Genomic DNA, 6,228 nt, shown 5'->3' with positions numbered 1-6,228 from the left:
AGTATCGCCTTTTTCACCTTTAGGACCCTGAGGACCTATATTTCCCTGTTCACCTTTAGGACCTTGAGCACCAGTATCGCCTTTTTCACCTTTAGGACCTTTAGGACCTATATCACCCTGTTCACCTTTAGGGCCTTGAGCACCAGTATCACCTTTTTCACCTTTAGGACCTTGAGCTCCAGGTAATGTTAATATTTCTGAAACATTAATATTACATAATGGATTAATATATACTTCCTTACCAAAGTCAACGTAGTCTATAGCTGATAATTTTACACATATAGGACCTTTGCCAGAAGAAGTCATTCCATATACACTACAAGGTGTTATTTTCATTATTTTAAGTCTTAATATACAATCACTACATGATAATTTAAAACCAAGTGTTTTTCCTATACAATTTACTAAATTTTTATACAAATCTAGTTCACATGGATAATAAGTATATATAGGTTTAGATGGTTTCGTATACTCATCTTCATTGCAATAATCTAAATAATAGTACTTAGATTTACATTTACTAGGTTTACAATAATTATAGTCACAATTTTTATGCATTTAAAACACTCCATATCAGTTAATTTAATAGTCTTATCCTATCATTATACTTATATGCAATTTACATTTTATTTGAAACTAATTTAAAGAATATATATGGAGAATTAAATTATTAAAAACATAATCATAAAATAAGTTACAATATATAACAATATCTTTTTAATATAAATATAGATTATATAAATAGTTAAAAGTAATAAACAGCAAAATAAAACATAAAATTAAAATAAATTGTAAAAACTTTTAAAAAATATAATTTACTATTTCTTTTTTAAAAAATATAATGTAAAATATAACTTAAGAAAACGTTAACAAAATTAAAAACCTGAAGTAAGGGGTGAGAATATGGATTGTCAAGATAAAATACTAAAGGTTATAATTCATGCTGGAAATGCTAAATCACATATATATGAATCGCTACATTATGCTAAAAAAAATGATTTTAAAAAATGTGATGAATATATGGAAAGTGCAAATGAAGAAATATTAGCAGCACAAAAAATACAAACAAGTTTAATTAACAAAGACTCAGAAGGAAAAAATATAGAGATAAGTATACTTTTAATACACTCTCAGGATCATTTAATGACTTGTCTAAGTGAAAGAAACTTAGTAAAAGAAATTATAGATTTAAGAAAAGAAATGAGTTTAAAAAACAATTAAAATATATAAGTTTTTATGAGGAAATTAAAATGAATAAAAAAATATATTTATTCTGTAGTTTAGGGATATCAACAAATTTATTAGCTATTAAAATACAAAATGTTGCAAATAAAAATAAATTACCAATAGAGGTAAAAGCATTTTCATACTATGAAATAGATAAAATAGTGGAACAAAAAAAACCAGATTGTATATTACTTGGACCACAAGTTAAATTTAATTTAAAAGAAGTTCAAACTAAATTTGGTGAAAAAATTCCAGTAGATATTATAAATAGTATCGATTATAGTTCTATGAATGGAGAAAATATTTTGGAAAATGCTATAAAAATGATAAAAACTCATAATCTTAAGTACTAGTTTTAATAATTTATGATTAAGAGCATTTAAAGAGAAAAATTACATATTACATTAGAGAGTAAACATGAATAAGTATCTAGTAACAACAGATTATTTTTGAAATTATAGGGATAGATTTTTAATTGATAAACAAATTTTTATAATACTATTTATGGTTATTGAAATGTCTGCTGAAAATGATATATATTATTCGTTAAGACAAGAAGTTTGCTTCTAAAGATAAGCCTTGGGAAACCAAGGCTTTTATTGAAAAAAGTATTAAAATATGAGGTAAATATATACCAAATAGGGAGGGAAAAAATATGTGGGGAATAATAGCTACTTGGAGAATGGCAATAGAAGGAATAACAGAAAGCTCAGAAAAATTAAATGAAGGAATGGAAGCAGGAGATGCTATAGAACTTGCTATTAAAAGGGTAGAAGATTATCCTTTTTATAAATCTGTAGGGTATGGTGGACTTCCTAATGAAAATTGTGAAGTAGAATTAGATGCTGCATATATGGATGGGGATACTCTTTCAATAGGGGCAGTAGCTGGTATAAGAGATTTTGCAAATCCTATATCAATAGCTAGAAAATTAAGTGATGAAAAAGTAAATTGCTTTTTAGTAGGAATTGGAGCAGAAGAATATGCTCATAAAAATGGTTTTGAAAGAAAAAATATGTTAACTGATAGAGCTAAACAACACTATAATAAAAGAAAAAAGGAAACTTTAGAACAAGGATTAAGTCCATATATAGGACATGATACTGTAGGTATGGTTACATTAGATAGTAATGGGAAAATGTGTGCAGCAACTTCTACTAGTGGATTATTTATGAAAAAAAGTGGCAGAGTAGGAGATTCTCCATTATCAGGTTCTGGATTTTACGTTGATAGTGAGATAGGTGGAGCAACTGCTACAGGTCTTGGGGAAGATCTTATGAAAGGTTGTATATCATATGAAATAGTTAGGCTTATGAAAGAAGGTTTAACTCCACAACAAGCTTGTGATAAGGCTGTTAATGAATTGGATGAACTTCTTATAAAAAGAAGAGGTAAAGCAGGAGATTTATCACTAGTTGCAATGAATAATAAAGGTGAATGGGGAGTAGCTACTAATATACCAAACTTTAGTTTTTCAGTAGCTACAAAAGATCATGAACCTACAGTTTATGTAAGTAATAGAATAGATGGTAAGAGTGTGCACGAAGTAGCATCAAAAGAGTGGTTAGATGCATATGCTGCTAGAATTATAGCACCTATAGAATAAATAAGAATTGGGGAAATTTTATGGATATCTTAAATAATCAAATAGATGAATTAAAAAATGACTTGTTAAATGATATTGTAGATATAGTAAAAATACCTAGTGTTGAAGAGAAATCGCTAGATGGTTTCCCTTTTGGAAAAAATGTTGGAAAAGCATTAGACAAAGCACTTGAAATATCACAAAAACTAGGATTTAAAACTAAAAATATTGATGGATATATGGGATATGCTGAATTTGGAGAAGGTGAAGATTACGTAGCAGTAGTTGGACATCTAGATGTAGTGCCAGAAGGTAGTGGTTGGAAGTATGAGCCATATGGTGGAGAAATAGATAACGGAAAAATTTATGGTAGAGGTGTATTAGACAACAAAGGACCTATAATAAGTGCTTTATATGGATTAAAAGCAATAGCTAATTCTAATATTAAGTTAGGTAAAAAAGTTAGAATAATTTTTGGAACTAATGAAGAAACAGGATTTAATGATATACCATATTACTTAAGTAAAGAAAAACCACCTATAATGGGATTTACTCCAGATTGTAAATACCCTGTAGTGTATGGTGAAAGAGGCATAGGGAAATTAAATATAAAAAAGAAAATTAATTTATCTGGTATAAATGTTTATGGAGATTTTAGAGCTAATATAGTGCCGGAAAATTGTAATATAGATATACCAAAGACATATATACATGAAGATATTATATTCTATTTAGAAGATAAAGCTAGGAAAGAGAATTATAATATAAAGATAAACGAAAAAATAGATATAAAAATAAATAATGAAACTATAACTATAAGTGCTTATGGGAAACAAGCTCCAGCTAATGCACCTCAAGTTGGAGAAAATGCTATAACTAATGCTATTAAATATTTATTAGAAGAGAACTTTATAAACGATGAAGAATTAAATAATTTCTTCAAATTTATAAATGAATATTTTTATAATGAGTATTATGGAGAAAAATTAGGTATAAATTTTGAAGATGAGTTAACTGGAAAGTTATATTTAACTCCTTATGAATTAAAATGTGAAAATGAAGAGATAATTTTCAGCTTTGGAGTTAGATATCCTATGACTTGTAAGATAGATTATATAACAGATGCTATAAAAAAGGTATTAAAATATGATATGGTTTTAAATATAGAGAGAAACTTTAATCCAGTAAACTTTGATAAAGATTCGTATTTAGTTAGAAGTTTACAACTTGCATATGAAAGAGTTACAGGTTTAGATGGAACACCAACAACTACAAGTGGTGGAACTTATGCTAAAGTTATGCCAAATATAGTTCCTTTTGGGCCATCATTTCCAGGGCAAAAGGGCATAGGACATAATCATGATGAATACATGGGTATAGATGATATAATTTTAAATGCTAAAATATTTGCAAATGCTATTTATGATTTAGCTAAGGAGGATAAATGCTAGAGATTATAGGAATGAGTGTAGAGGATGCAGTAGCTATAGAAAAATGTGGTGCTGATAGAATTGAGCTTGTAAGTGCATTAACAGAAGGTGGATTAACACCAAGCTTTGGACTTATAGAAGCTGTAGTTAACAAGGTAAATATACCTGTTAATGTTATGATAAGACATCATGCTAAGAGTTTTATTTATAGTGAAGAAGATATAAATATAATGGTAAGGGATATAGAAAAAGTAAAAGAAATAGGTGCTAATGGTGTTGTATTTGGAATGCTAGATAGTGAAAATAATATAAAAGAAGATCAACTTATAACATTACTAGAAGCAGCTAAAGGCTTAGATGTTACATATCATAGAGCTATAGATGAAACTGATGTTGTAAAATCTATTAATATATTAAATAAATATGATGGAATAACCAATGTATTAACTTCAGCAGGTAAAGGAAATATAGCTGATAATATAGAGAAAATAAATGAGATGAAAAAAAACGCTAAACATATAAATGTTTTATTAGGTGGAGGGTTAAATTTTGACAATATAAGAAATATAAAAGATTTAACTCAAAATACAGATTTTCACTTTGGAACAGCAGTCAGAGTAAGAAAAAGTCCTTTTGGAGAAATTGATGAAGAAAAGTTAATTAAACTTGTTAATATATTAAATAATTAATAAAAAAAGATAAGCACAGAAAAATATTGTTGCTTATCTTTTTTTATTGTTTAATAAAATGACAACAATACCAAATGATTGTATTAATTTGAAAGAGCTGGATGATATATGTTAAAATATAGTAGTATAGAAAAATATTGAAAAAATATTAATGCATAGAGGAGATTGTAAAAGTGAGCAAACAACTTAATAAATTTACTAAGGGTATCGTCACTTTTGGAATAATATCAGCAGCAACTACTGTAGGTAACGTGATTCCAGTAAGTGCTAATGGAAATTTAGAATCAGAACTTACATCTGTGATGGATAAATATAAATCAGAAAATATAGAAATGGAAGATGGTATATCACTAAGACAAGGAGAAAAACTTGATTTATCAGCTAATCCTAATTGGGAAGTATCAAACAATAATACGGTACAAATTAGTGAAAATGGTATCGTAACACCTATAAATCCAGGTACAGTATTTTTAAGTCAAAAAATAGGAGATAAAGTACATATAATAGAAGTTCATGTATCTAAAAATACAATAAGATCATATAATTTTGCATCTAATCCAAAAGTAAATAGAAACTATTATAAAGTGTTTGTTGATCCAGGGCATGGAGGTCAAGATAGTGGAGCTGTTGGAAATGGGCACTATGAAGATGAACTTAATTTGGAAGTTGCTAAAAAAGTAGCACAGAAACTAATAGCTAAGGGTATTGAAGTTAAAATGAGTAGAATAAGTGATAACTTTATATCTTTAAGTGAAAGAGCTAATATGGCAAATCAGTATGCACCAGATGTATTTATATCTATACACCAAAATTCATCAGAATCAGCTAGTGCTAATGGCATAGAAACTTACTATCATACAAATAAGGGAGATCATAGACCTTATGCACAAGATATACAAACTAATGCTATAAATGAAACAGGAGTTAAAAGTAGAGGTATTAAAAGAGCAAACTTTGCAGTTTTAAGAGAAACTAATATGCCAGCTGCATTATTTGAGAGTGGATTTATAACTAATCCAACTGAATCAGCAAATTTATCAGATCCTACATATCAAGATAAGTTAGCTACTGGTATAGCTAATGGAATAGAAAAATACTTAAAAGAAAACATAACACTTAATGGAGATGTAAATAAACCTATTGAACCAGAGATTCCTGAAAATCCAGATCAAAATAATCAAACTATAAATACAGGAGTAGTAACAGCAACAAGCTTAAATGTAAGAAGTGGATATGGATCAAACTATTCTAAGATAGGATCATTAAAAAACGGAGATAAAGTAGAGATAGTAGAAAG

Annotated in this window: 6 protein-coding genes and 1 pseudogene; 6 read left to right on the top strand and 1 reads right to left on the bottom strand. The window is 27.9% G+C overall.

Going from position 1 to position 6,228, the window contains the following annotated elements; genetic code table 11:
- Window positions 1-558: pseudogene (locus ABFX13_RS14335) on the bottom strand (hypothetical protein); the annotation flags it as partial.
- 345 nt (window positions 559-903) lie between these two features.
- On the opposite strand from ABFX13_RS14335, the gene ABFX13_RS14330 reads away from it, so the two are divergent.
- From ABFX13_RS14330 to ABFX13_RS14305, 6 genes are all read left to right on the top strand, one after another.
- A complete protein-coding gene (locus ABFX13_RS14330) occupies window positions 904-1,221 on the top strand; it encodes a PTS lactose/cellobiose transporter subunit IIA (RefSeq protein WP_346047171.1) in 318 nt (105 codons plus the stop codon).
- 29 nt (window positions 1,222-1,250) lie between these two features.
- A complete protein-coding gene (locus ABFX13_RS14325) occupies window positions 1,251-1,580 on the top strand; it encodes a PTS sugar transporter subunit IIB (RefSeq protein ID WP_346047169.1) in 330 nt (109 codons plus the stop codon).
- A gap of 302 nt (window positions 1,581-1,882) precedes the next feature.
- The gene (locus ABFX13_RS14320) at window positions 1,883-2,833 is read left to right on the top strand and encodes a glycosylasparaginase (protein WP_346047166.1); all 951 of its coding nucleotides are present in this window, start codon (window positions 1,883-1,885) and stop codon (window positions 2,831-2,833) included.
- 20 nt (window positions 2,834-2,853) lie between these two features.
- Window positions 2,854-4,263, top strand: a complete 1,410-nt coding sequence (gene pepV / locus ABFX13_RS14315; protein WP_346047164.1) for a dipeptidase PepV — start codon at window positions 2,854-2,856, stop codon at window positions 4,261-4,263.
- A complete protein-coding gene (locus ABFX13_RS14310; protein WP_346047162.1) occupies window positions 4,257-4,931 on the top strand; it encodes a copper homeostasis protein CutC in 675 nt (224 codons plus the stop codon). The genes pepV and ABFX13_RS14310 overlap by 7 nt, the downstream gene beginning before the upstream one ends.
- A 173-nt stretch (window positions 4,932-5,104) precedes the next feature.
- Window positions 5,105-6,228: N-acetylmuramoyl-L-alanine amidase (locus ABFX13_RS14305; protein WP_346047160.1), on the top strand; the 1,124-nt coding region annotated here is incomplete at its 3' end.

The sequence above is a fragment of the Paraclostridium tenue genome (assembly GCF_039521565.1).
Classification (GTDB): domain Bacteria; phylum Bacillota; class Clostridia; order Peptostreptococcales; family Peptostreptococcaceae; genus Paraclostridium; species Paraclostridium tenue.
This window is presented reverse-complemented; position numbering and strand designations above follow the sequence as displayed.

Coding starts and splice junctions, on each gene's coding strand:
- ABFX13_RS14330 (WP_346047171.1), top strand. CDS start 904: ATGGATTGTCAAGATAAAATACTAAAGGTTATAATTCATGCTGGAAAT.
- ABFX13_RS14325 (WP_346047169.1), top strand. CDS start 1,251: ATGAATAAAAAAATATATTTATTCTGTAGTTTAGGGATATCAACAAAT.
- ABFX13_RS14320 (WP_346047166.1), top strand. CDS start 1,883: ATGTGGGGAATAATAGCTACTTGGAGAATGGCAATAGAAGGAATAACA.
- pepV (WP_346047164.1), top strand. CDS start 2,854: ATGGATATCTTAAATAATCAAATAGATGAATTAAAAAATGACTTGTTA.
- ABFX13_RS14310 (WP_346047162.1), top strand. CDS start 4,257: ATGCTAGAGATTATAGGAATGAGTGTAGAGGATGCAGTAGCTATAGAA.